This is a genomic window from Priestia sp. SB1, from assembly GCF_038898415.1.
The window spans coordinates 55,855-81,051 of the sequence record NZ_JBBJSS010000006.1 but is presented as its reverse complement, the minus strand read 5'-3'; the positions used below and the strand labels follow the sequence as shown (position 1 = coordinate 81,051).

Below are 25,197 nucleotides of genomic sequence, written 5' to 3'. Positions count from 1 at the left end.
AAAGTATTTCAGTTAAAGTCAAATGCGAACTATTAATTATTTTTTAATTGGTAGTTCGTGTTTTTTGTTGTTATGTTGAAGATAGATTTCATGTTTTCAATTGCTTCTAGCAGTTGATTGGAGGACAAGGCGAAGACTCCTGCGGGAAAAGCGGAACAGGTGAGACCCCACAGGAGCGTAAGCGACGAGGAGGCTCAGCGGCCGCCCGCGGAAAGCGAAGCCTTGCACGGAAATCAACAGCGGTGTAACAAGCAGCTCAGCTCATGTATACAATTTATTCGTCTTTAGATTAGATTGATTTAGTTATGTCCCATCCTTTTTTTATGGATAAATTTTCTTTTTTTGAATACTAGATAGTAAAAAATGCTATAATGGTTGGCAAAATCATGCAGGGGGAGAACGGCTTATGGATATCGTATCAATCACTTCTTTTTTAGGTGTAGCCGCTTTGCTTACGGTTATGCCTGGTCCTGATAACTTATTTGTTTTAGCACAAAGCATATCAAACGGTAAATATGCAGGGATTTCGACTTCATTAGGTCTTTGCACGGGCTTGCTTGGTCATATAGCAGCGGCAACGTTGGGTCTGTCGGCTATTATTTATCAATCAGCTTTAGCATTTGCTATTGTCAAATACGCTGGGGCAGCTTATTTATTATATCTGGCTTATAAGACGTTTACAGCCAAAGATTCCGCTCTCGCTGTTGAAAATAAAGAAGCCATTGAGTACAAGGTGCTATATAAAAAAGGAGTGATTATGAACCTGCTAAATCCAAAAGTTTCGCTTTTTTTTCTTGCTCTTTTACCTCAGTTTGTTAATCATTCAACCGGACACGCCACACAGCAAATGCTTGTTTATGGAGCTGTGTTTTTAGTTCAAGCGCTGATTATCTTTACGTTAATTAGTCTATTTGCAGGGAAAGTAGGGGAGTTTTTGCGAAAATCTCCGGCGCTGTCTAAGCGGCTTAATCTCGTGCAAGGCTCTATCTTTACGCTTATTGGCTTAAAAATTGCTTTTAGTGAGAAATAGCAAAAGATAAGATGGCGAACCTGCTTTTTATCTCTATTAAAAGGCGTGGACATAGGTTAGTTAAAGGGAGATCCGAACGATAAATCCAATTCGTTCGGATTTTTTATGTTTATGGTAAAATCCAGTTTTTTAAGTTATTGTTCTCTAACCTTTAAGAGGACGAACCCTTCTTGTCCACTTACATATATATATAGAATGAGAGATAAAACATCGGACAAAGCCGGTGTTAACCCCAAGTTCTTTCATATTATGGCTGAAAGGAAAGGTTCACATGAAAAAAGTATGGCTAGATGCAGGGCACGGCGGTACAGATTCAGGCGCTTTAGGAAATAATTTGCGTGAAAAAGATATTACGCTGCAGCTTGTATTACACGCGCGGGCGTATTTAGAGCATAACTATTTAGTAGATGTTCAAGTAACTCGTTCAACCGATGTGTTCGTTTCATTATCAGATCGAGCGAACCGAGCTAATGCATGGGGAGCAGATATATTTGTTTCGATGCACATTAATGCCGGCGGAGGTACTGGATTTGAAACGTATCGCTATCCATCACAAGAGGGAAGTCAATCTTCTCTTTTACAAAAAGAGCTTCATGCAGAGATTTTACCAACCATGCGCAAATTTGGAACGATTGCAGATCGCGGTTTAAAAACAGCTAATTATGCTGTACTGCGTGAAACAAATATGCCTGCTGTTTTAACTGAAAACTTATTTATCGATACAACAGCCGACGCTGAAAAATTAAAAAACGCGACGTTTCTTCGTGAAGTGGGAGAAGCACACGCGCGTGGAATTGCTGCGTATTTAAACTTACCTTCTACTAGCGTTACATTCTATACCATTCAATCTGGAGATACGTTTTATAGCATCGCAAAGAAGTATAATATCACCGTTCAGCAGCTGCAGGATGCAAATCCCGGCGTAGATCCTACCAAACTGCAAATTGGGCAGCAGATTGTTCTTCCTGTCACTACGTATACTGTACAAGCAGGAGATACGTTCTATAGCATTGCAAAGAAGTATAATATGACTGTTCAGCAGCTGCAGGATGCAAATCCCAGCGTAGATCCTACCAAACTGCAAATTGGGCAGCAAATCATCATTCCCGCTGTTTAATATCTGTAAATAAAAAAGATGACACGGCAGCGTGTCATCTTTTTTATTATTGAACTAATCTTACAAGCATATGGGCAAGGTGATGCTGCTGTTCTTTGTCTCCAACTTTCCACAGTTCGTGAAGCAGGTTTTCCTCTCGATTGCGAGGCTCTTCATGCTTAGCGAGATAATCAGCTACTTTCTGAGCTGTTTTAGCCAGCTGTTCCTCATTCATCCCTAACTTTTCACCTTTTGAGACCTTGTCCCCTAGATAACTTTTAAATCCTTCGAAGCTAGAGAGAATATCCTCTTTTTTCTCCTCGCTCATAGAATTAATTGCTCCTTCAACTTTTGCTGAATGATTTGTTTCTACAGAATTACTCATAGATTTTTTCTCCTCTCATGGTTATATTTGGGTGTTAGAAAGCATATTCCCTGAGGATTCAGTAAATAAACGTCCAAATGTGTTATTTTTACATGATGGCGTTTTACAAGGACTTAAAAAGGTGAGGTCAAACGAGATTTTATCAACCAATAATAAAATGACAAAAAAGACTTTGAATAAAGAAATCAAAGTCTTTTACTGATTTTTATACTGAAGCATCATACTTCGGGCGTAGGAGTAGGCGGGGCATAGCCTTCCTTATATTTATCATCGATTTCTTGGCGAATGTCTTCGATGCTTTTACCTTTGCTGTAGTCTACTACAGCCTGAGCCGCTATTTCTAAACAGACGCCGCATTTTGTTCCGTGATCATCCCACGTCACTGCGCCGTTTCCTTTGTTTTCAAAAATAAAACAGTCGTAGTTGTTTTGATGATTAGCTTCTTCTCCACATCCGCAGTAGCAAGGGATGTTTTCTAGTAAGGTTTGATGCTTAGCAGCGGCTGCATAAATAAGCTGCATGTCTTCGGACTTGTCACTTAGAAAAGAGGGAAGAGTTTCACTATTTTTTGTTTCTTCTCGTTTATCACCTAATGTGTGCTGCTGATGTTCTTCATGTTGTGTTGTTTCTGTATGTTTGTTAGCTGAACTTTCTTTACTTTCGTCTCCACAGCCGGACACCATGCCTGCTGCAAGGACAACTGTTATGACCTTTGATTTTATCATCAAAATGTTCATCCTTTCTTCAATTAAAGCTAGACAATAATATGTACATCCATCATGTGAAAAAGGCATCATTCGTCTTTGAAGTCATTCATCAACTTTCTGCAAAATAATTTTCCGATACATACCTTTCAACATGACGCTTGAATTCTCCTTCAAGATAAGCTGATCCCGGCTTGCTTCAAACACATGTTCAAAAGAGAGTCCAATATCCGTTCCTAGTAATTTTACGAAAGGGCGGAATATTTTTTTAGGAAAAGCCGCTGATTTCTTTTTAGTTTCAAATTTATCAAAAATCAGGATAGTTCCCTTAGGCTTTACTACTCTTGTCATTTCTTTTAAAGCTTGCTTTGCGTCAGGTACTACGCTAAGAATCAAGCTTGCTACAACAACATCAAACGAAAAAGAGTCGAATGTTAGCTGCTGAGCGTCCATTTGGTGGAAAGTTATAGACGGGTTTTTGTATTTATCTTTTGCTTTTTGAAGCATTTCACTGGAATAGTCGATGGCTGTTAAATTTACTTGATGAGGAATAAAAGCTAAATCGGCACCCGTTCCAACACCTACAAATAAAATGCGCTGCTCAGACGAAAAGGGGACATCTTGAAAGACTTTTTTTCTGGCTCGATAAAACATCCCGTTATTAAAAAAGACATCATAAAAAGGGGCCCAGCACTTATAAATAAATTGGTTCCAGCGGTTATTCACGTAAACCCTCCTAAAAAATAAGCTTTCCAACGCATGCTGGAAAGCTTATAGATTCCATTTATTTTTTCATTTTCAGTAAGCGAAGGCTGTTTAAAATAACAAGTAGCGCTGCTCCTGTATCGCTTAAGACGGCAATCCACAGAGTAAGCCACCCTGGGAAGATAAAGGCTAAGGCAATGACTTTAACAATAATAGAAAACCAAATGTTTTGTTTGATAACAGCTAACGCTTTGCGACTTAGCTTCATTGTATGAGGAAGCTTTTCTAAATTGTCTGCCATCAGGACAATATCAGCTGTTTCCATGGCTGTATCAGTACCAGCACCGCCCATTGCAATGCCAAGATCAGCAGTAGCAAGGGCAGGGGCATCGTTAATTCCATCTCCAACCATAGCCGTTTGATACCCTTCATGTTGAAGCTGCTGTATGGCCTTTACTTTGTCTTCAGGCAGCAAATCAGCGAAATAGCGGTCTACCCGAGACTGAGATGCAATCATTTTAGCTGTCCCTTCGTTATCACCGGTTAACATCACAATTTGCTGCATTCCGTTTTGCTTAAGGCTTTCTAAAGCAGATATGGTTGTATGTCTGATGGTATCAGCTACGCTAATAATGCCTAGAACACTTTTAGCTGTTCCGACAATAATAATCGTTTTACCTTCGTTTTGAAGCTTTTCAATCTGAGACCAGCAGTGTGTTAGAGGTGTTCCTAAATCTGAGAATAATTTTGCATTACCTGCGTAATAAACCGTGTCTTGAATTGTTGCTTGCACGCCTTTTCCCGTAAGGATTTTAAAATTTGATCCTTGTAAAGAAACGACTTTTTTCTCCGCAGTATAATCCACGATAGCGCGGGCAATAGGGTGATTCGAATAATCTTCAAGCGTTTTGGTTATCGCTAAAAGCTGATTTTCTTCAGCAGCAAGGGAAACAACTTCTGAAACGGCTGGTTTGCCTTCTGTTAGCGTTCCTGTTTTATCAAAAGCAATCGCATTGATTGCACCGGCTTTTTCTAAAAACGTCCCGCCTTTAATGAGCACACCATTTTTCGCCGCGTTTCCAATCGCAGATACAATGGCGACGGGAGTCGAAATGACTAGCGCGCATGGACAAGCGACAACTAATAATTCAAGCCCTTTGTAAAACCACTCGCTCCATGCACCATCAAACAGGGGAGGGATGACCATAATGAATAAAGCTAAAATAAAGACAATAGGTGTGTAAATGGTTGCAAATTTATCAACAAATGCTTGAGTCGGCGCTTTTTTCTCCTGTGCTTCTTCCACTAAATGAATGGTTTTAGCAATGGTCGTATCTTCGACTAGCTTTGTTACTTTAATTTCTAACGATCCGCTTTCGTTAATCGTGCCGGCATAGACAGCATCGCCCATTACTTTATCAACGGGAATAGATTCACCTGTAATAGGAGCTTGGTTGATACTGGATTCCCCGTTTATAATTTCACCATCGAGCGGAATTCGGTCTCCTGGCTTTACGACAATCGTGCTGCCAATTGAAATATCTTCCGCAGCTTTTTTAATCAGCTGCCCGTTTTCCTTTACCCATGCTTCAGAAGGAGCTAAATCCATCAAACCTCGTATCGAGTTTCTTGTTTGTTCAATTGATCTTGTTTGTAGAGCTACACCTAAAGCAAATAGCCAGACGACCGTAGCACCTTCAAGCCATTCACCAATAACAGCTGCTCCAAGTGCTGCAACGGTCATTAAAACATTCATGTCTAAAGAACGGCTTTTGATTCCGTAATAAGCACTTTTAGCCGGCTTATATCCGCTAACAATCATGGCAATAGCGTACAGTACAGTTGTCATATAAGAAGCAATTCCTGTATGAGAACCGATAAAACCTAGTGCGATGAGAATACCTGAAAAAATAATCGGACCATTTTTGCCTTTATGGTGCCGAGATTCAGCGGGCTGCCTGCTGCTGGTCACTAAAGTAGCGGTATACCCAGCTTTAGATACTTCTTTAATAATGTCATCAGCTTCATTATCATGTTCAATTTGTGCTTTTCCCGTTGAAAAGTTAACGCGTACGTCTTTGACAGCAGGAACTGTTTTTAAATGATTCACAATCGTGTTTGCACAAGCTGCACAGTCCATTCCTTCAATCAAATACGTTTTCATTTTCTTATTTGATTGAATAGGCTCAATACTAAAGCCCAGTCTTTCCACTGAGTTTGGAATGAGTGACAGAGCTGATTCACTTGCCGCCGCCACTTGAAGCTTTCCTGTATTGTAGTTGATTGCTACGTGTTGAATATCGTTTAACGTTTTTAAACTTTTTTCAATCGTAGCAGCACAAGAAGGACAATCCATTCCATACACGCGGTATTCAGCCGTTTCTTCTATATCACTGCCTGTTGCTATATCGTGATCGCTGCAGCACGAAAGCTGGCTTTTATCGGTCGTTAACGCACTTGTATCTGAACAGCAGCTGTGACTGTGTGCGTGACTCTTTGTACTACAGGAAGAAGGTTCTTCAGTAGGTGCGGCTTCTGAAGAAGAGGAGCAGCAGGGGCTGTTCTCAATTTCTGATGAAGAAGGGCCGCTGCAGCAGCTTCCGGTATGGTGATGATGTTTTTTATCTTCGTGTTTCATTGTGTCCCACTCCCTATACGGTAAGAAAAACTTAAATGGTTACATCTTCTTTTTTAGCAAACATAATATCAATTACTTGTTTAATATGTGCATCCCTTAAAGAATAAAAAGCTAACTTTCCTTCTTTGCGATAATTGGCAATTCCTATATTTCGCAGCAGTCTTAAGTGATGAGAAGCAGTAGCAACCGTAGAGCCTACAATGTTGGCTACGTCACATACACATAATTCCTCACCTTTATAAAGGGCTAATACGATTTTCAGCCGCGTTTCATCTCCCAACGCTTTGAACATCGTAGAAATATCCTGAACAGCTTCAACATCGATAGAAGGCTTAATACGATTCACCTTTTCTTCGTTAAAACAATAAATATCACAGCGATCTTTTGGCATAGTTTCCTCCTTCATTCAAACATTCAAATGATTGTTTGTTTATAATATATGCCAATTTAAAAAAATGTTCAAACATTTATTGATTATTCGGACTTTTTTTCTGAGCAAAACATAAATATAGAAAGAATAAATATGAAAAGTATGCCTATTAGTGTATGTACTCTGGACTAAATGGTGCGGGCAAAAAGAGAATGATTTTACGTGTAGAACAAAACAAAAAGCCACCCCTATAGGTAGCCTTTCAATGACTTTTAAAAATGAGAGAAATAACCGAATACAGCGCAAATTATGTTCATTTGGTTATCGTTTTAATCGATTAAATAATAAATCTGCTGCATTATTTAACACCTTGTCCGATTCTTTTAATCGCTTGTCTGAGTTTTCTAAATAGGATTGAGCAGATAATACAACATCTAATGGATCCTTGACATTTTTCTTTTCGGTGCATACTAAATGACCAACATTATTTTTCCAATGAATCGTGCATTTAAAATTCACAAATGTATCATCGCTCGTTCTCAAACGCAAATGCCTGATGATGGGGTTAGATGAAGAGTGCTGTGACAGCATCCACATTGCTTGTTTCCGGTCGTCTTTATGAATAATGCTCCACAGACTGGAGACTGAAGAAAAATAAGAATGTGCTTGACTAGAAAAATGCAGGATTTCACCTTCTTGATTTAATTGAAAGTAAGGAACGGGGATCCATTTAAGTATGTTACTTTCCATCATGCACCTCTCCCAACTTAAGTAATCTCTTTTACCATATCACAATTACCTAATATTTGTATGATTTTTATCATTTTTCCCACTCTTTTCTCCGTTTTAAGCTGTAAAAGCTACCGAATTATTCAGTTTAAAACACTTGAAAAAGGAACGTGTGTTCGGTAAACTAAAAATTAAAGGAGCGAATTCTATGGAACGGCTACTTCAAGAAAGCTACTCTTCGAAACGACCTGTTGAAATTATTTATATGGATGATAAAGGATGTTTGACACAGCGATTTATCATTGTGTATAAAATTGATCCTCAGAGCGTAAAAGCTTGGTGCTTACTAAGGAACGAGAAACGAACGTTTAAAATAGAGAATATCCTTTCATGCGGATTCAGCAATAAAAGGAAAAGCAGTTTTAGGCAGAAAGCTCACTCAATTTAAGAGGGGCTTTTTCATATCATTTCCTCTTATGGCGTGTGAGTTATTTTCATACACTATATCCACCAGAAAGGGGAATGAACATGACATTAAACCAAGGAAAGAAAACTAAACATATTGCTAAAGGGAGCACGGAAGAAGAAAATATGACAATGCAGGGTGAGAAAAAACAGCATGAAGCACAAAGTACCTCTTTGTCTCATAATAATTGTCGTGCAAACCTTGACGGAGATTAATCTATAAAAGGAAAGCTTTCGTCTCCGAGGCTTTCCTTTTTTGTGTATATTGCATTTTTAAGCTAACTCGTATTTTTCTGAGCCAATCACAATATAGTCTTTCGCTTCACGTGTTCATACTATCCTATCTCGCATCCTTCGTTTTTAGAATCATTTTTCTGACGTTCTTGCAACATTGGGTCTACTATATTACTCATAAGCGAACCTCAGCCTTAACGGGACAGAAAAGGGGAAATGAAGATAAAAATTCTGCGTTTCTTCATTATAATAAGAAAAAACGATCTGTTTACTAGTATTTAAATCTTTCGAAAAATCAAAATAAATAATGATTGATTTCGTCACTTTATTGTGGTTTCATAATAAAGTGTAAAAAGACCATTTTTCTTTCAGAGAGAAATGAGATAGAGTACTTCTGTGTTGATTCTTTCTTTTGAATATAGTATACATACAGGGGTATAGAAATTAATTGGGAGGAAAACATGGCGATATTATATATGAGCATAGGTATTTTACTTTTATTAATTTGTTACAGTTTTTATAAACGCTATGTGCCGGTGCAGGGAATAAAGAAAGTGACGACCGCCGACTGTGCTTCTACAACGATTTCGTATGTAGATGTTCGTCATTTTCATGAAATGAAACAAAACCCCTGTCAAAAAGCAATCCATATTCCGCTTCCTTATTTAGAGAGACAGCATGAGGAAATTCCATATAAAGAAGTGGTCGTAATTGTTCCTGACAGCATTTCCCGAAATTTAAGCATTCGGCAGCTCAAAAAACATGGATATCAGGTCAAAGGATACATGTGTGCGGAAAGATGTGTATAATAAAAAAACGGCAAATAAGCCTTAAACGACTTTGATATAGAAGGATATAATAGATAAGCTAAGCGATACTCATTTCAAAATGGGTATCTTTTTTTGCTTTAAGGATTAAGAAGGGGAGTGGAGATCGGTTTCTTTTGGTTCAACAGCTACTGAGTCTTTTAGCGTATTTTTATGACAAAAGGTTTGAAAAATCCCTTTTGTGGTAAAAAAAAACGTAGTTCTCCTAGTGCATAGACAGAGGTTTAATAGGAAGTTATAATTTAGGCAATTACATAAAAGGGGAGTAAGCTAAGGAAGGTGAATAGATGTGCGAAAGATAAAGCGGTTGCTATTTCTGTTCATTTGTATAGCGGTTGTAATTGTTGCGTATGAGATGATTCGATATCCGATTGAAAACAATGCTGCAAGTGTGCAGCAGCATTTGCGAAATTGGGAGCATAAAGAAAGTATTGATGGTTCTGCAAGGATTACGCTGCAAGATTTTAAACGGGTTGATCACTCTAATACATACATAGCCTTATTCTCCATACCTGGTGATAAAGAAGGAATGGCCGTATTGAAGCAAGGATGGAACAAACGCCTGCGTATTGAAGTCAGTACCAAAATGAGCAATTTAGTGGATTATGATGATATCCATACAAATAAAGGTACATATGCGCTGTTTACAGGAACAAATAGAAGTAAACAAATTGAGCGCGTAAAGGCGGCTTTGGTGCACGATACATATACAATTGATGCCGCGGTTCCAAAAAGTGATTATTTTGTGCTGTATGAAAAAATACCGAGTCATATTAAACATCCGTTTCCAGCAACGACAACGCTGCTAGATAAAGCAGGGGATGATATCACGGTTAAAGAATTTATGGATCAAGAGCTGCGTGAATAACACGCAGCTTTTTTCTATAATAAAAAGCTTTTTAAAAAAATTCACGTTTTGTTCATATTTTTGAAAGAAAGAATTTTAAGCAAAAAAATCAAATATTTGCTACAAAACAAAGGGGAATTAACGGGCAAAATAAGTTTCATACAGGGCGTCACATTTTCTTTGAAAATTTGTCACAAAATATTCAATTATGTCGATGTGTATTGATATATCAATGTTGAAGCAAACATGCAAAGCTAATTTTGCAGTTATTCCTAAAGAAATAGTTAAGAAATGGGAGCTGAATCCTTTTATTTACATTTATTCATACCAAATTATGTGATAGAATATCGCAAGGTTGAAGCACTCTAACCCCATTGGTACAGTCACTATATTAGAATATTTTTAATATAAAAAAATAAAGCAAAAGGGACGAAAAAAATGTCATTTTGTATTACAATAGTAGTGGCCTACAAATAAGGGGGAAGAGAGTCTGTATAAAAATGTCGTTATCTAGCGAAAGATAGCGCATTTTGAATGTTCATCAATATAGGCTTCGCATCATGTGTTGTTAGAAAGGAGAGTTTTAAGTGAAACCAAAAAAAGGATTTTGGAAGCTAGTAGGTTTACTATCTGCGCTTTCACTAGTATTTTTGAGCGGTTGTTCAAAACTTGCTGTATTGAACCCGCAAGGTCCTGTTGCAAAAACGCAATCTGATTTAATCATTTGGTCTATGTGGATGATGTTGATCGTGGTTGTTGTCGTATTTGCTATTTTTATATTTGTTCTTGTCAAATATCGTGAAAAACCTGAAAACATGGACTATGAGCCACCTGAGCAAGAAGGTAACTTAAAGATGGAGGTTATTTGGACAGCATTCCCAATCATCATCTTAATTCTATTAGCAGTGCCAACTGTTAAAGCGATCTACTCTGCAGAAGAAGTACCGGCAGAATCAAAGGATAAAGATCCAATCGTGATTCACGTTACATCTGCAAACTGGAAATGGATTTTCAGTTATCCGGAACAAAATATCGAGACGGTTAACTACGTAAACATTCCAGCAGATACGCCAGTGAAATTTGAGTTAACGGCTCAAGGACCTATGAACTCATTCTGGGTACCAGAACTTGGCGGACAAAAATATTCGATGAACAATATGTCAATGCCATTATACTTAGAAGCTGATAAGCCTGGTTCTTATATGGGACGTAGTGCTAACTTCTCGGGTGAACATTTCACTCAAATGCAGTTCGAAGTTCAAGCTCAAACGGACAAAGACTTCAAAGAGTGGGTTAGTGACGTAAAAGGTACAGCTGGTAAATTGACTGAAAAGAAATATGATCAAATCCTAAGCCCAGGCGTTGTTGGTCGTCAAACTTACAACGGTACACATTTAAAATGGATTGACCATGCAAAAGATGTATACATTCCTGGCAAAGAGCTAGAACGTGGTACAGGACATGATCACAGCAAGATGAAAGAAGACGAAAAAACGAGTAATGAAGAAATGGAAAACATGGATCACTCAAATCATGAATAACATTCATTTATTACACTAAATAACGTAATGATTGGGGGAAGACATAATGAAGCTAGATGAATTTTTCGTCACTGGCGAACCTATGATTTACGCTGCTGACGCAGCAATCGCTATGACGGTCATCGGTATCGTTTTTGTCTTAACATATTTCAAGAAATGGAAATGGTTATGGACAGAATGGTTAACAACAGTTGACCATAAAAGACTCGGTGTCATGTACATCCTTTCAGCTGTATTAATGCTTTTCCGCGGCGGAATTGATGGAATCATGATGCGTATGCAGCTTGCATTCCCGGGTATGAACATTTTAGATGAACATCACTACAACGGAGTCTTCACGGCTCACGGTGTTATCATGATCTTATTCATGGCAATGCCATTTATTATCGGACTAATGAACGTAATCGTTCCATTACAAATTGGTGCGCGTGACGTAGCATATCCGTTCTTAAACGCAATCAGTTTCTGGACATTCTTTATGGGAGCAATGCTATTTAACCTTTCTTTCGTAATCGGAGGAGCTCCTGATGCAGGTTGGACAAGTTACTTCCCGCTTGCAGGTAAAGAATTCAGTGAGGGTATCGGAAATAACTTCTATGCCGTTTCACTACAGATTGCTGGTGCTGGTACATTAATGACTGGTATCAACTTCTTTGTAACAATTTTAAAAATGCGTGCCCCTGGCATGACAATGATGAAAATGCCAATGTTTACTTGGTCAATCTTCATCACATCAATTATTATCATTTTCGCGTTCCCTGTATTAACAGTAGCGCTTGCACTTATGACACTTGACCGTGTATTCGGAACAGCCTTCTTTACAATGGCTAACGGCGGTCTTCCAATGATGTGGGCTAACTTATTCTGGATTTGGGGTCACCCTGAAGTATATATCGTTATTTTACCGGTATTCGGTGTCTTCTCAGAAGTTATCAGTACACATTCTCGTAAGAATTTATTCGGTTATAAAGCAATGGTAGTATCAATGGTCGGTATCGCATTCTTAAGTTACCTTGTATGGGTGCATCACTTCTTTACAATGGGTAACTCACCGTCAGTTAACTCGTTCTTCTCAATTACAACGATGTTAATTGCCGTACCAACCGGAGTTAAAATCTTTAACTGGCTCTTTACAATGTATAAAGGCCGTATCAAATTTACGACTGCGATGCTTTGGTCATTAGCGTTTATTCCAAACTTCGTAATCGGTGGGGTAACAGGGGTTATGCTTGCGATGGCATCAGCCGATTATCAATATCATAACAGTTACTTCCTAATCGCTCACTTCCACTATGTATTAATCTCTGGTACAGTGTTTGGCTGTTTCGCAGGTTTATACTTCTGGTATCCGAAAATTTTCGGTCACACGTTGAACGAAAAATTAGGAAAAATTTCATTCTGGATTTTTGTTGTTGGATTTAACGTATGTTTCTTCCCACAATTCTTCCTAGGTTTAGACGGTATGACTCGTCGTATGCAAACTTATGCAGACAACCTTGGCTGGAACGGATTAAACTTAGTTTCAACAATCGGTGCATTCTTAATGGGTCTTGGCTTCTTCGTATTAGTAGTTAACTTATTATACAGTGCATGGAAAAACAAACGCGACACTGCAAACGATCCTTGGGATGGTCGTACACTTGAGTGGTGGACTAAATCACCAGTTCAAGCTTACAACTTTGCAGTAATTCCTCATGTGAAAGAAATGGATGCATTCTGGCACATGAAAAAACGTAATGAAACAGAAATTAAAGCAGAAGACTTAAAACCAATTCACTTACCAAGCAACTCTGGTGTGCCGTTTATCTCAGGTATTTTCTGGTTTATCGGTGGATTTGGCTTAGTATTTGAATGGATTCCAATGGCAATCGTTGGATTAGCAGGTATTTTTGCTTGTATGCTTGCTCGTTCATTTGATTATGATCCGGGCTTCTATGTAAAAGTAGATGAAATCAAGAAGGTTGAAGGAATTACAGGGGGTGACAAATAATGGCAGGACATTTAGATAAATCATTGCCGTTAGAATACCAAGAAGAACAAAGTCGCCTGAATATCCTTGGATTCTGGATTTTCTTAGGTGCCGAGATCGCGTTGTTCTCTACGCTGTTCGTAACGTACTTAACGTACCATACGCGTACAGCGGGTGGCCCTACTGCAGAAGAACTGTTCGTTGTTAAAGATTTTATGATCGAAACGCTGTTACTACTATTCAGTAGTTTCACGATGGGAATTGCCATCTTTAAAATGCGTAATAATGATTTAAAAGGACTTTTAGTTTGGTTTGTTATTACACTTGTTCTTGGTGGAGGATTCCTTTTCTACGAAATTCGTGAGTTTTACATGTACGCAGTTCACGAAGGTGCAACAATGCAAACAAGTGCCTTCTTATCAGGGTTCTTTACACTACTTGGAACGCACGGTCTTCACGTAACAGTCGGTGTATTCTGGGCAATCAGTATTATTATTCAATTAGTAAGACGAGGATTAACACCAGTTACTGCTCGTAAAGTATTTATTATCGGTTTATACTGGCATTTCCTTGATGTTGTATGGATCTTCATCTTCACGCTTGTATACTTGAACGGATTGGTGGGATAAGACATGGAAAATAAACAAGGCCAAAAAGCAGGTTTTCCGCTTAGTCATGTATTTGGGCTTATCCTTTCACTAGCCTTAACATTCGCAGCGCTTGGTTTAGTAGTGCTAGCTGATCTATCAAGAAGCATTACGATGACTCTTATCATGATCCTAGCGTTATTACAAGCAGCAATGCAGCTAGTAATGTTCATGCACATGACTGAAAGTGAAAATGGTAAAGTACAGGTTGCAAATATTCTTTACAGTTTCTTTATTGCACTTTGTATCGTTGTTGGTACACTGTGGATTCTTGCAGCTCACTTTAACCATTAAAAATAAAACCACTTACTTCGGTAAGTGGTTTATTTTTTTTCATTCAGTTTATATTTCAACGTTTGATATTCTCCCGTAGCCACTTTTTTTACTACTTTTCCTTTATCATCTCTATAAACATTTACTTGTTCGTATACTTCAATTCGGTATCCGCCTCTTTTTTCTGTTTTAACATGAACTTCTTTGACCGACATATTTAATTGTTCCGCAGCGTCTTCATCAGCAGAAGTTTCAACAGCTCCTCCATCAAGTGAAAGGTGAGATATGCTGTCAAACGACTGCTGGGAATTGTTATCAACATAGCTTGTCACGACTAAAATGCCGGCAAAAAACAATACTAAAAAAAGCGTCCGGACTTTTATCTTCATCTTAAAACACCCCCGTAAACTGACAAACAAGCACGACTGCACCTAATATCCAAACGTAAATCGCAAACGTTTTTAACGAATGATGCTTTAAATAATTGATCATCCATTTTACCGCTACATAACCGAATAAAGCAGATGAAAGGGTAGCGACGAATAAAAAGAAAACGGAGAGCTGCTCGACTTCACCTGTGACTACATCTTTTAACTGAAGTAACACTGCTCCGCAAATGGCCGGAGTCGACAATAAAAAGGAAAAATAAGCGGCTGTTTCACGGTCTAATTTTCGCATTAACGCAGCTACCATCGTTAAGCCAGACCTGGATACAGCAGGGAATATCGCAGCTGCTTGAAACGAGCCGATAAAAAAAGCATCTCCGTATGAAATATGATCCATTTTTTTATAGCCATTTTTTACGGAATCACCAAACCATAACAGCAGTCCCGTCGCAAGAAATTCCCAGCCGATCGTTAGGCCAGATTTAGAAATGCTGTCAAAATAGTCTTTAAACAAAAGACCAATCGCAACTGCAGGGATCGTTCCTATCACTAAAAGCCCTGTAAGCTTGCTAAAGGGATGCCGAATAATATGCCATAGCTCACGCTTATAAAAGACAAACACAGCAAGCAGAGTGCCCATGTGCAGCATCGTATCTAAATACAATCCCGCATCGTCTAAGCCAAATAAGTGGCGCCCTAAATACAAATGCCCCGTGCTGCTTATTGGTAAAAACTCTGTAAGCCCCTGAATGATTCCCAAAATAAATGCTTCAAACCACGACATCTTATCACCTCATACAGCGTGTCCTTATTAGTAGTGTATAGAGGAAGTTCTGAGAACATGACAAAAACATGGAAGTATAGGCATTCATTTAGTGAAATAAATACGTAAAAATAGGTCATAGTATAAGAAGAGACGACCATTCTTATCTCCATCTCATCCACTATGGAAAGAGGTGCTTAAAATGATACGAAAATGGGTTGCTGTATGCGTCGTATTCGCTGCTTTTATTTTTCCGCAAGCAGTAAGTGCTGAACAGCCAAAAGTAGAGGTGTTTCAAATTGAAACGGGCAGAGTCGTTCGTTCAACGCCCAAACCTCCAAATGTTCAAAAAGAAGCCGAAAAAAGTATTGCGTCCATTACTGGTTTATATAAAAAGGCAAGTCCGCTTCCTAAAAAAGGCTATCTTGTTAAAGTACCTCTTGATCCAGCCGTGAAAATTGAAAATAGTGCGGTCAACACGCTGGCAAGTGAAGTTATTTTTGTTCTTGAACCGAACCAAAAACCAATCATGATGGTATTTGACAATGAAAATAGAACCTATTTTTTTGAATTTACTCATGATTTAACTCTTCTCAGAAAAGCATTACAGCTATAAGTCATCGAAATGATGGCTTTTTTTTACATAGACAGTTGACAGTTTATTATGATAAATGTAATATATTTAGAAAAGTCAGAAATAATAAGGGGGAGAATTATGTGATAGCTCTACGACCGTTCTCCAAAAAAGACTTTAAACAGCTAATGGATTGGATTCCCTCCGAGTCATTTATGGTGCAATGGAGCGGCTCTAGCTTTTCTTTTCCGCTTACTCCTAGACAGTTAAAACACTATATTCGATATGCAAATGAAGATGGTGCCTCTACCTATGCTTTTTCTGTCATAGATGACAATGAACAGCTTATTGGGCATATTTCCCTGGCTCATATTGATTATTATCATAAAACAGGAAGAATTGGCCGAGTGCTGCTTGGTGAAAAGTATAGAGGAAAAGGGTTTTGCTCGCACATGTTTGAAAAAGTGTTAGCTTTCGGTTTTGAAGAACTGGGCCTTCACCGAATTTCGCTCGGCGTCTTTGATTTTAACGAGCGGGCGATTCAGTCTTATGAACGAATTGGCTTTACACGCGAAGGCCTTCTTCGAGATGTCCGGCTTGTAGATGGACAGTACTGGAGCTTAATTGAAATGAGTATGCTAGAAAGTGAATGGGCACAGCGTGATGTGCATCAAAAATCAAGCTAACATCTACTAGTGAAAAGCCAGCTTCCTAACAAGCGGGCTTTTTTGACGCGTGCTTAAATTTCCTCAAGAAGGTATAAATTTTCATTCATTAAGGCATATAGAGAGTAAGTGATGTGTAAAGGAGGCCGTATGAATGAAAAAATACAAAGTAGGCGTCTTAGCGGCATGTATGTTGCTTTTAGGAACCGCTGGGTTTGGAATTGTCTATCAGCATCAAACATCTGCTAAAGAGCAGCCTCATTCGTTTAATGTACTCGTTATGGGCGTAGATGAAAGGCCAGGCGATACGGGCCGCTCAGATGTATTAATGGTGGTCAATTTAGATAAAAGCCATAATAAAGCAAAGGTTATGCCGATCCCTAGAGATACGCGCGTGCACATTGATGGAAAAGGGACGGATGAGAAAATTAACCATGCTTATCGATACGGAGGCATTCCTTTAACCGTGCGCACGGTTGAGAATTTTTTAAATATTGACGTTGACTACTATGTGAAAGTAAATATGGAGGGGTTCAAAGATGTAGTCGATGAACTTGGCGGCGTGAACGTGAATAACCCGTTTCCTTTTGTCTTTGATTCATTTATCTTTCCTGAAGGAGAAAATGCGTTGAACGGTGAAAAAGCTCTTGCCTATGTACGGATGAGACATGAAGACCCAAAAGGTGATTTAGGAAGAAACAATCGCCAGCGTCAAGTGGTGGAAGCTCTACTAGATAAAGGAATGAACATGTCAACGGTGAAAAATATCCCAAGTCTTCTCACGCTCGGAAAAAAGCATATCCAAACGAATATTGATGTCAGCGATGCATTTACGATGTATAACGTCATTAAGAATGGACGGCCTGATTTCGAAACGGTAACGGTAAAAGGAGAAGGACAAATGGTAGATGGTACATGGTATTATGTTGTAAAACCATCTGAAAAAAAGCAGCTGAGCGCTATGTTTCAACAAACCCATTAATAAAAAAGAGGGCTGAATTTTTTCAGCCCTCTTTTTATTCACCAATTTCTTCTTGACGCTGCAAGCAGGAAATTTGTTTTTTCTCTGGATGGACACCAAATGTATAGCCCCACGTTTGCAATTTATCTAGAATGATTTCGTCTTTTTTAAAGCCAAAGATCATCACTACATCTTGGTTTTCATCTAAAAGCAAATACTTTTCATCTTTGCGCCACATCGTTAAGTTTGACGCATAGAAAAGATTCCAGCCGTTATTCATGCGATGGCCGGTTGCTTGGTTTTTATAGTTGACAATCATATTTCTTCCTCCATTAGTGAATCTTTCTAAAAGTAAAACTTCAAAGAATATTATAAACGTTCTCTTCCTAGAAATCTATTATTTATCCTATTGAGGGGACCTCGCCGTGATGTTTATAAAATACATGTGATAAAAGATTTAGTATATAAGGATATATCTGTATAAAACAAGAGTCAATAAGTAAGAAAACGGAGAAAAAAAGGGTCTAAAAGCGTATATAATTGAAAAAAATATAAGTTATCTAGCTTTAAAGACTTAAAAACACGCTTTTCAGACCATGGACATGCTTTTTCGAATTTCTACCTACAAGAAAGAAGGCAGAGGTGCGAAATGTGTAGGTGAATCTAAATGAGTTTACGGTAAACATGGAGCCCCAAAACGTGGTACACGCTAGAAAAGGGGGAAATTCAACGATGTCCAAAAAAGCGCTATGGATTAAAAATGCTTCGCAAGTTGTAACGGCCAAAGAAAATAAAGGTCCTTTAGCTGGCAAAGAAATGAGAAACTTGACGGTGATTGAAAATGGCTCAGTCTGGATAGAAGGAGATCAAATTGTGACCGTAGGTACAACAAAAGAGCTAGAACAAAAATATGAAAGGGAAAGAAATGATGCAACGATTATTGATGCTTCTCACAAAATTGTAACTCCGGGTCTGATTGATCCTCATACACACGCTGTGTACGCTGGCTCTCGTGAAGAAGAATTTTATAGGCGGTTTGAAAGACCAACTTCTTACTTGGATTTATTAGAAGAAGGTGGAGGTATTCACTCCACTGTCGTTCAGACACAGGAAGAGTATGCGTACCGAATTTATCAGCAGAGCTATGAGCGTCTTACGTCTTTTCTAGCTCACGGGGTCACAACTGTAGAAGTGAAAAGCGGATATGGCTTAGAACTAGAAACAGAACTGAAGCAGCTGCAAATCGCTAAAATGCTGAATGATACACACCCAGTTGATGTCATAAGCACCTTCTTAGGAGCACACGTCGTACCTTTAGCATATAAAAGAGATACGCAGAAATACGTCAATTTACTTATTCACGAAATGATTCCTCAAATTTCTTCTTATAAGCTCGCAGCATTTAATGATGCTGTATGTCTTCCAAATGCTTTTTCATTCCAACAATGTCAAGAAATACTCGAAGCCGGGAAAAGCCATGGCATGCTTCCTAAAATACATGCCGACCCCTTTGAATACTGCAGAGGAGCAGAGCTCGCAGCAGAGGTAGGAGCGATATCAGCAGATTATCTTTTGTATGCTTCTGATGAAGGGTTAAAGAAACTGGCTGAAAAACGGATCGTAGCCACACTTTTACCGGGGAATTCCTTATTTGTTGGAATGAAATGGCCAGATGCTAGAAAAATGATCGATTTAGGCGTTCCGGTTACTCTTTCTACAGACTGCAATCCAGGTTCATCTCCAACGACTTCACAGCAATTTGTGATGAATCTGGCATGTATGAATATGAACATGAGTCCTGAAGAAGTGCTTGTAGCCACAACTATTAACGCAGCTCATGCTATTAATCAAGGAGATAAGATTGGGAGTATTGAAGCCGGAAAACAAGCTGACTTAGCGATTTTTAATGTCTCTAGTTATCGAACCCTTCAATATCAGTATGGCTTGAATCATATTGATAGCGTAGTGAAAAAAGGAGAAGTAGTTGTAGAAAACGGTAAAGTTTTGTAAAACAAGTTTATAGAAAAAGAGAAAAGGGTAAAGAATAGAGAATTTGTCACACATGCAAAGGCAGGGAATTTAGATATGATTACAAAACAAAATGTTATTCCATTACTAAAAGAAGCTTGCCCATCTTTTGAGCCAAGCGAAGAAATCAACTTCAACGATAAAGAAGAGCTGCAGCATGAATTAAGCCGAGTAGCGGGTCATTTGATCTCTCTTGAATATAACGGCCAGCTCGAACGTGAACCGGATGTGTTTGAAGCGATTGAACAGCTGTATATAGAAGGTGAATCTGATGTGAAAGAAGCTGTTACAACGGGACTCTTTCAAGCAATGCATGAAATGATTATAGATCAGCAAATTAGTCCAGAAGAAATTGGAATGCTATTAAAACCTCACTCACTGAAGTGGTGGAAAACGATTGACCACTTTAGCGAAAATAGTGCGGAACAGTAAGGAAAAAGAACGTCATGGAAACATGATGTCCGTGACGTTCTTTTCTTTTACTGTTCTTTTTTCAGCTGGCGCTCTAAAATAAAAGGACCAAACGGAATAACCGACATAAGAAATGCAAATAAAGAGCGGCCGATTGACCATTTATGCGCGAATTTTACATGAACGACTGCAAGAGCATACAGCACAAAAAGTGCACCGTGTGCTGCGCCTACAACTGATACAGCTTCGGGTATGCCTGCTGCATATTTTAGCGGCATAGCAATGCCCAGCAGCAGTAAAAATGAAATTCCTTCTAAAATTCCTACTAAGCGCAGGCGACCGATTGGTGATGTAAGAACCATGTTTTCTCCTCCCGTAACGACGGAATAAATTTCTGTATCGATGACAAAAATGTACCATAGCAAGCTCTTCATATACAAGCATCATTTGTATCTGTCACAAAAAAGTCGAAAACGCTTTAATTTGTGCTATAGAAGTATTTTGTTTGAAAAACTGACATACTCTTGTGATGCAATGTATAAAAGAGCACACTACGTGTTGACAAGTTATTTTAATTATTTTATATGTATAGTATCGAAAACGTATGAGAGGATTTTTTACCATGACAAACCGAAAACAGCAGCGGGAGAAAATTTTAGATGCTGCTTTTGAAGTGTTCGGATCCAAAGGTTACTATGAAGCAAAAATGATTGATATTGCTAAACTAGCGGGTGTATCTAAAGGAACGCTTTACTTGTACTTTTCGTCTAAAGAGTCGCTTTATATCGCTGTTAATAATCGTTCGTTTGATGAGTTTTTGTATCATGCAAAGCGAAGAACAGATAAATGCCAAACGTTTCACGAAAAGCTCTATTCAGTTGCGAAACATCACCTGCTCTTTTTTTACGAAACTAAAAAATATCCGGACTCTTTTTGGCAAGCCCCTCACCAAATGCCAGAAATGATGGGGCGTCTTCATCAATTTTTTGAGGATTATCACGGGCTTGTTGCTAAATTGATTGAAGAGCAAAAAATAAAAAACGCTTTTTTACACTCAAAAGCGTTTTGCAGCATGTTAAATGGGTATAGGATGGATATCGTTTCCGATGATGATATAACAGAAGAAGATATCATGAACTATGCGGAGTTTATTGTGAACTTATACATTGAAGGCTGCTATTTTGAGACCCAAAAATGACTCGTCGGTACTGGTTGATAATGGAGGGATATGATGAGTAACAGCAGCACAGTAATTAATTTTTCATATTTTCAAGAACAAACCGTTACCAAGGTAAACACAGACAACACCCTGCCGTTTTCTCTTGGATTTAGTAAAGGCGGACTTGTGGCAAAATGTCCATGGAGACTAAAAAACAAACGCAGCATCTTGCTTGGTCAAGCAGACTGGAAATCGCTACATTCCGCCGAGCAGCGTCAGCAAGTCGAAGCGCTGCTGCTTGGCCAGCGCATTCTCTCTATACAGTGGTATGAAGATATCGGTATACTTCGAATTGCGTTTTCTAATGGGTATGCGCTAGATATGTTTCATGACAGCTCGTTTTTTGAAGGCTGGGATTTATATGGTCAAGACGGCTTTTCCTTTATCTCGCTTCCAGGGGGAGCGTGCGACCATCAAATTTCAGTTTGTATAGACAGTTCATCAGCATATGAAAGGAGGTGAGTTTTTTTTTGCGAAAAACTGACCCATGGGTACTCTAAAATTGTTAAAAAAATAAAACGGGTCTGCAGCTATTAAAGGATGAAGGCTTCTCAAATAACTTAGTTACGTAACGGAGGAAAAAGATGAATTTTTTGACGAGATTTAGTTTAAAAAATGCGGTAGCTGTGTTTATCGTTTCATTTTTACTTATTTTAGCGGGGCTATATTCATTTTCAAAACTAAAAATTGATTTACTGCCGAATATCGAATTTCCGCAGCTGTCCATTGAAGCAACGTATCCTGGGGCTTCTCCTGATGACGTAAATGAAAGTGTCACGTCGAAAATCGAAGACCAAGTGAAAGGAATTGAAGGCGTTAAAAGCGTACAAAGCGTATCGTATGAAAACGTCGGTATTATTAATTTAGAATTCCCGTTTAATACGGATTTAGATAAAGTTGAACAGCAAATTAACTCGTCGATAAAAGAATTAGATTTACCAGAGTCATCAAATGTAGACGTAAACCGTTTTTCATTTGGTTCCTTCCCGATTTTCAACATTTCACTGTTTGCAAAAGATGATGCACATCTTGAAAAAGTATTAAACGATGAAGTGATTCCTGAATTGAATAAAATTCAAGGTGTTAACTCCGTCTCAGTTGGCGGTGTGAAAGAGGACCTTTTACAAATTACGGTCGATAAAGAAAAAGCAGCTCAAGCTGGCTTAACGCTTGATGGGATGAAAGAACAAATTAATCAAAAAGCCGTTTCCTTCCCAGCAGGAACATTAAACGGAAAAGAGCTTCAAATTCCAGTGCGAGTAGAAGAAAAAGTTGCCACGATCGATGCATTAAAGAAAATCCAGCTGAAATCCACGATGAACCCTGAAGCACAGCCTGTGAAACTTGGCGATATTGCCAAAGTCGAAGCCGTAACAGAACAAGGCGAATATACACGCTATGACGGCAAAGATGCGCTGTCGATGGCCATCACAAAAAAGCAAGACGCTAATACGGTTGAAGTGGCCAACGAAACGATGAAGATTTTGAAAAAATATGACGATCAGTTAGACTACGCAATTGGCTTTGACTCAGCTGACGGCATTGAAAAGTCTGTTGAAACATTAGTACGCGAAGGATTGCTCGGGGCATTATTTGCGTCACTCGCCGTGCTGATTTTCTTGCGTAACTTCCGTGCGACAATCATTGCGATTATATCGATTCCATTATCGCTGTTAGTATCAGCTATTTTCTTAAACCAGCTTGATATTTCGCTTAATATTATGACACTAGGTGGAATGGCTGTAGCCGTTGGGCGCGTAGTGGATGACAGTATTGTTGTGATTGAGAACATTTTCAGACGCGTTCGCCGTTCAGAAGAAGGCATGAGCAATGAGCTTGTCGAGTCGTCAACAAAAGAGATTTTAAAAGCAATTACCTCGTCTACGATTACAACGGTTGTTGTATTCTTGCCAATCGGCTTTGTAGGAGGAATTACAGGAGAGTTCTTCTTGCCGTTTGCTTTAACAGTTGTTTTTTCACTGTTAGCATCTCTTCTTGTAGCAATCACAATCGTGCCGATTCTCGCAAAGTTTGCATTTAAAAAAGTACCGCCTGAAGAAAAAGAAGGAAAGCTGCAGCGCGGGTATGCAAAAGCGATTGCATGGTCGCTTAATCATAAAATCAAAATTTTGATTTTATCCTTTATTTTACTGTTTGGATCATTTGCGCTTGTTCCTTCACTTGGCTTTACGTTTATTCCAAATGAAGAACAAAAAATGCTTCAAGCCAACGTTCAATTACCGGCATCTACGTCCCTTGAAAAAACAAACGATGTATCCTTAAAAATTGAAAAGATGTTTGCGGACCAAAACGAAATTTCAGACGTGACAACGGAAGTTGGATCACGTGACTTTTCAACGGGTGTAAAACGTCCGAACCAAGTTGGCTATTTCTTGAATGTAAAAGAAGGCGTGAATGTCGATACGTTTATTGATAAAGTTCAAAAGAAAATGGAAAGCATCACGAAAGAAGAATCACCGAAAGCAACAGTTAATGTGCAAGAAGCATCAACAGGAGGGCCTCCTACAAATAATAACGTGACGGTTGATTTATATTCTTCTAATTTAGATGACTTGCAAAAGGCAGCTAAGCAAGTGGAAAACCACTTAAACAAAGACAAACGTCTTAAATATGTAACAAATAACTTCTCAGATAAGCAAAAGCAGCTTGTAGTAGAAGTAGATCCTGATAAAGCCGCAGAGTATGGAGTATCTGGATTTCAGCTGCTTGGTACAATCTCTGATCAAACCAAACCGGTATCGGTTGGAGACTTAAAATTGGATAATAAAAAACGAGCGGTTCAGCTTTCGTACGATAAAGGCCTTGCCTCAGTAAAAGAAATTAAAGACCTGCAAGTGTTTACAGAGAGAGGGCCTGTGTTAGTAAAAGATATCGCTGACGTTCGTACAATTGATACGTTCACTTCTATTCAAAAACTCGACGGTAAAGTATTTGCACGAGTAGAAGCAGACATCAAAGGCGATGATGTTCAAGCTGTGACCAAAGATGTTGTAGATGGAGTGAAAAAGCTAGACTTGCCGAAAGATGTGAGCTTGGACGGAGGAGGCGGAAGCGACGAGACAGTAGAAGTCTTCCAATCTCTAGGTCTAGCCATTTTAACAGCAATCGGCCTTGTGTATTTAACAATGCTCGTTACGTTTGGAAAAGCGCGTATTCCATTTATCATTTTATCTTCACTCATTTTTGTGCCAATCGGTTCGTTAGTTGGTCTTGTCATTGCAAAAGAACCGCTGTCTGTCAGCGTCATGATTGGATTCTTAATGCTGATTGGAATCGTTACAACAAACGCGATTGTGCTTGTAGATCGAATTACCCAAAATCGTGAACAAAAAGGCATGACAATCCGCGAAGCCCTTATTGAAGCTGGGAAAACGCGATTGCGTCCAATTTTAATGACGGCGTTTGCTACCATTGCTGCATTAATCCCGCTGGCGCTTACTACGTCAAGCGGAACGCTGATTTCAAAAGGCTTAGCCATCACGGTAATTGGAGGACTTACGTCATCTACTCTTCTTACTTTAATTATTATTCCAGTTGTATACGAACTCTTCTTCGCAAGACAAGTAAAAAGAGAAAAACAGCTGGAAAAAGAAACGACATAAGAACTATTTTCTAATAGAGGAAAATATGACCATAGACTATATGTTATAATAAAAGTACGTTTTAACCCCTTATATTATAGAAAAAGAAGCGGCGCTTTCGAGCGCCG

29 protein-coding genes are annotated in these 25,197 nt (G+C 38.8%); 19 read left to right on the top strand and 10 right to left on the bottom strand.

What is annotated here, in order from left to right; translation table 11 throughout:
• Positions 1-113 precede the first annotated feature (113 nt).
• The 3 genes from WKH56_RS22025 to WKH56_RS22015 all read left to right on the top strand — a co-directional run bounded on the left by WKH56_RS22025 (position 114) and on the right by WKH56_RS22015 (position 2,147).
• Positions 114-248, top strand: a complete 135-nt coding sequence (locus WKH56_RS22025) for a hypothetical protein (protein ID WP_255286050.1) — start codon at positions 114-116, stop codon at positions 246-248.
• Positions 249-406: 158 nt separating this feature from the next.
• Positions 407-1,030: a LysE family translocator gene (locus WKH56_RS22020; RefSeq protein WP_033580556.1), complete on the top strand. Its 624-nt coding sequence runs from the start codon at positions 407-409 to the stop codon at positions 1,028-1,030.
• A gap of 271 nt (positions 1,031-1,301) precedes the next feature.
• On the top strand, positions 1,302-2,147 hold the full coding sequence (locus tag WKH56_RS22015; RefSeq protein ID WP_033580557.1) for an N-acetylmuramoyl-L-alanine amidase: 846 nt from the start codon (positions 1,302-1,304) through the stop codon (positions 2,145-2,147).
• A gap of 46 nt (positions 2,148-2,193) precedes the next feature.
• On the opposite strand, the gene WKH56_RS22010 is transcribed toward WKH56_RS22015, so the two are convergent.
• The 6 genes from WKH56_RS22010 to WKH56_RS21985 form a co-directional block, all read right to left on the bottom strand.
• Positions 2,194-2,511, bottom strand: coding sequence for a DUF3243 domain-containing protein (locus WKH56_RS22010; RefSeq protein WP_013083905.1), 318 nt, complete (start codon positions 2,509-2,511; stop codon positions 2,194-2,196).
• A 218-nt stretch (positions 2,512-2,729) separates the two neighbouring features.
• Positions 2,730-3,236, bottom strand: coding sequence for a PCYCGC motif-containing (lipo)protein (locus tag WKH56_RS22005; protein ID WP_221832577.1), 507 nt, complete (start codon positions 3,234-3,236; stop codon positions 2,730-2,732).
• Between the two features lie 84 nt (positions 3,237-3,320).
• Positions 3,321-3,941 (bottom strand): class I SAM-dependent methyltransferase, encoded by a 621-nt coding sequence (locus WKH56_RS22000; protein WP_221832579.1) that lies wholly within the window; start codon positions 3,939-3,941, stop codon positions 3,321-3,323.
• A gap of 58 nt (positions 3,942-3,999) precedes the next feature.
• Positions 4,000-6,558: a heavy metal translocating P-type ATPase gene (locus tag WKH56_RS21995; protein WP_310883939.1), complete on the bottom strand. Its 2,559-nt coding sequence runs from the start codon at positions 6,556-6,558 to the stop codon at positions 4,000-4,002.
• Positions 6,559-6,589: 31 nt separating this feature from the next.
• Entirely contained in the window at positions 6,590-6,949 is a 360-nt protein-coding gene (locus WKH56_RS21990) for an ArsR/SmtB family transcription factor (RefSeq protein WP_028414427.1), read from the bottom strand.
• Positions 6,950-7,249: 300 nt separating this feature from the next.
• Positions 7,250-7,678, bottom strand: coding sequence for a PAS domain-containing protein (locus WKH56_RS21985; RefSeq protein WP_230624700.1), 429 nt, complete (start codon positions 7,676-7,678; stop codon positions 7,250-7,252).
• 187 nt (positions 7,679-7,865) lie between these two features.
• Here WKH56_RS21985 and WKH56_RS21980 point away from each other — a divergent pair, with 187 nt between their 5' ends.
• The 8 genes from WKH56_RS21980 (at position 7,866) to qoxD (ending at position 14,481) form a co-directional block, all read left to right on the top strand.
• Positions 7,866-8,105 carry a hypothetical protein gene (locus WKH56_RS21980; protein WP_033580560.1) on the top strand — a complete coding sequence of 80 codons (240 nt, stop codon included), beginning with the start codon at positions 7,866-7,868 and terminating at the stop codon, positions 8,103-8,105.
• A gap of 80 nt (positions 8,106-8,185) precedes the next feature.
• Positions 8,186-8,338: a hypothetical protein gene (locus WKH56_RS21975; RefSeq protein ID WP_168761006.1), complete on the top strand. Its 153-nt coding sequence runs from the start codon at positions 8,186-8,188 to the stop codon at positions 8,336-8,338.
• Between the two features lie 479 nt (positions 8,339-8,817).
• Positions 8,818-9,165, top strand: coding sequence for a rhodanese-like domain-containing protein (locus WKH56_RS21970; RefSeq protein ID WP_028409228.1), 348 nt, complete (start codon positions 8,818-8,820; stop codon positions 9,163-9,165).
• A 307-nt stretch (positions 9,166-9,472) separates the two neighbouring features.
• Complete coding sequence (locus tag WKH56_RS21965) at positions 9,473-10,051, top strand: hypothetical protein (RefSeq protein ID WP_013057828.1); 579 nt, start codon at positions 9,473-9,475, stop codon at positions 10,049-10,051.
• A 566-nt stretch (positions 10,052-10,617) separates the two neighbouring features.
• The gene (qoxA, locus tag WKH56_RS21960; protein ID WP_013057827.1) at positions 10,618-11,571 is read left to right on the top strand and encodes a cytochrome aa3 quinol oxidase subunit II; all 954 of its coding nucleotides are present in this window, start codon (positions 10,618-10,620) and stop codon (positions 11,569-11,571) included.
• Positions 11,572-11,617: 46 nt separating this feature from the next.
• On the top strand, positions 11,618-13,561 hold the full coding sequence (gene qoxB, locus WKH56_RS21955) for a cytochrome aa3 quinol oxidase subunit I (protein ID WP_013083896.1): 1,944 nt from the start codon (positions 11,618-11,620) through the stop codon (positions 13,559-13,561).
• A complete protein-coding gene (qoxC, locus tag WKH56_RS21950; RefSeq protein WP_013057825.1) occupies positions 13,561-14,169 on the top strand; it encodes a cytochrome aa3 quinol oxidase subunit III in 609 nt (202 codons plus the stop codon). The genes qoxB and qoxC overlap by 1 nt, the downstream gene beginning before the upstream one ends.
• Before the next feature lie 3 nt (positions 14,170-14,172).
• Positions 14,173-14,481 carry a cytochrome aa3 quinol oxidase subunit IV gene (gene qoxD, locus WKH56_RS21945; protein WP_013057824.1) on the top strand — a complete coding sequence of 103 codons (309 nt, stop codon included), beginning with the start codon at positions 14,173-14,175 and terminating at the stop codon, positions 14,479-14,481.
• Between the two features lie 29 nt (positions 14,482-14,510).
• Here the strand turns inward: qoxD and WKH56_RS21940 are convergent, their stop codons facing one another.
• The gene (locus tag WKH56_RS21940) at positions 14,511-14,849 is read right to left on the bottom strand and encodes a hypothetical protein (protein ID WP_048018948.1); all 339 of its coding nucleotides are present in this window, start codon (positions 14,847-14,849) and stop codon (positions 14,511-14,513) included.
• A 1-nt stretch (position 14,850) separates the two neighbouring features.
• Complete coding sequence (locus tag WKH56_RS21935; RefSeq protein ID WP_025751115.1) at positions 14,851-15,630, bottom strand: undecaprenyl-diphosphate phosphatase; 780 nt, start codon at positions 15,628-15,630, stop codon at positions 14,851-14,853.
• Positions 15,631-15,811: 181 nt separating this feature from the next.
• Between WKH56_RS21935 and WKH56_RS21930 the strand changes: the two genes are divergently transcribed.
• The 3 genes from WKH56_RS21930 to WKH56_RS21920 all read left to right on the top strand — a co-directional run bounded on the left by WKH56_RS21930 (position 15,812) and on the right by WKH56_RS21920 (position 17,830).
• The gene (locus WKH56_RS21930; RefSeq protein WP_033580565.1) at positions 15,812-16,225 is read left to right on the top strand and encodes a hypothetical protein; all 414 of its coding nucleotides are present in this window, start codon (positions 15,812-15,814) and stop codon (positions 16,223-16,225) included.
• A 101-nt stretch (positions 16,226-16,326) separates the two neighbouring features.
• Positions 16,327-16,869 carry a GNAT family N-acetyltransferase gene (locus WKH56_RS21925; protein WP_034270305.1) on the top strand — a complete coding sequence of 181 codons (543 nt, stop codon included), beginning with the start codon at positions 16,327-16,329 and terminating at the stop codon, positions 16,867-16,869.
• A 133-nt stretch (positions 16,870-17,002) separates the two neighbouring features.
• On the top strand, positions 17,003-17,830 hold the full coding sequence (locus WKH56_RS21920) for an LCP family protein (RefSeq protein ID WP_048018950.1): 828 nt from the start codon (positions 17,003-17,005) through the stop codon (positions 17,828-17,830).
• Positions 17,831-17,864: 34 nt separating this feature from the next.
• On the opposite strand, the gene WKH56_RS21915 is transcribed toward WKH56_RS21920, so the two are convergent.
• Positions 17,865-18,128 carry a hypothetical protein gene (locus WKH56_RS21915; protein ID WP_013057818.1) on the bottom strand — a complete coding sequence of 88 codons (264 nt, stop codon included), beginning with the start codon at positions 18,126-18,128 and terminating at the stop codon, positions 17,865-17,867.
• 413 nt (positions 18,129-18,541) lie between these two features.
• Here WKH56_RS21915 and hutI point away from each other — a divergent pair, with 413 nt between their 5' ends.
• A complete protein-coding gene (gene hutI / locus WKH56_RS21910) occupies positions 18,542-19,819 on the top strand; it encodes an imidazolonepropionase (protein WP_028414420.1) in 1,278 nt (425 codons plus the stop codon).
• 75 nt (positions 19,820-19,894) lie between these two features.
• Positions 19,895-20,269 (top strand): DUF7674 family protein, encoded by a 375-nt coding sequence (locus WKH56_RS21905; protein WP_028414419.1) that lies wholly within the window; start codon positions 19,895-19,897, stop codon positions 20,267-20,269.
• 47 nt (positions 20,270-20,316) lie between these two features.
• Here WKH56_RS21905 and WKH56_RS21900 read toward each other — a convergent pair whose 3' ends face one another.
• Positions 20,317-20,610: a DUF3817 domain-containing protein gene (locus tag WKH56_RS21900; protein ID WP_013083888.1), complete on the bottom strand. Its 294-nt coding sequence runs from the start codon at positions 20,608-20,610 to the stop codon at positions 20,317-20,319.
• A 260-nt stretch (positions 20,611-20,870) separates the two neighbouring features.
• On the opposite strand from WKH56_RS21900, the gene WKH56_RS21895 reads away from it, so the two are divergent.
• The 3 genes from WKH56_RS21895 to WKH56_RS21885 all read left to right on the top strand — a co-directional run bounded on the left by WKH56_RS21895 (position 20,871) and on the right by WKH56_RS21885 (position 25,090).
• Positions 20,871-21,446, top strand: a complete 576-nt coding sequence (locus WKH56_RS21895) for a TetR/AcrR family transcriptional regulator (protein ID WP_028414418.1) — start codon at positions 20,871-20,873, stop codon at positions 21,444-21,446.
• A gap of 33 nt (positions 21,447-21,479) precedes the next feature.
• Positions 21,480-21,929, top strand: coding sequence for a DUF6188 family protein (locus WKH56_RS21890; protein WP_342836719.1), 450 nt, complete (start codon positions 21,480-21,482; stop codon positions 21,927-21,929).
• Between the two features lie 122 nt (positions 21,930-22,051).
• Complete coding sequence (locus WKH56_RS21885) at positions 22,052-25,090, top strand: efflux RND transporter permease subunit (RefSeq protein ID WP_310883937.1); 3,039 nt, start codon at positions 22,052-22,054, stop codon at positions 25,088-25,090.
• Positions 25,091-25,197 lie beyond the last annotated feature (107 nt).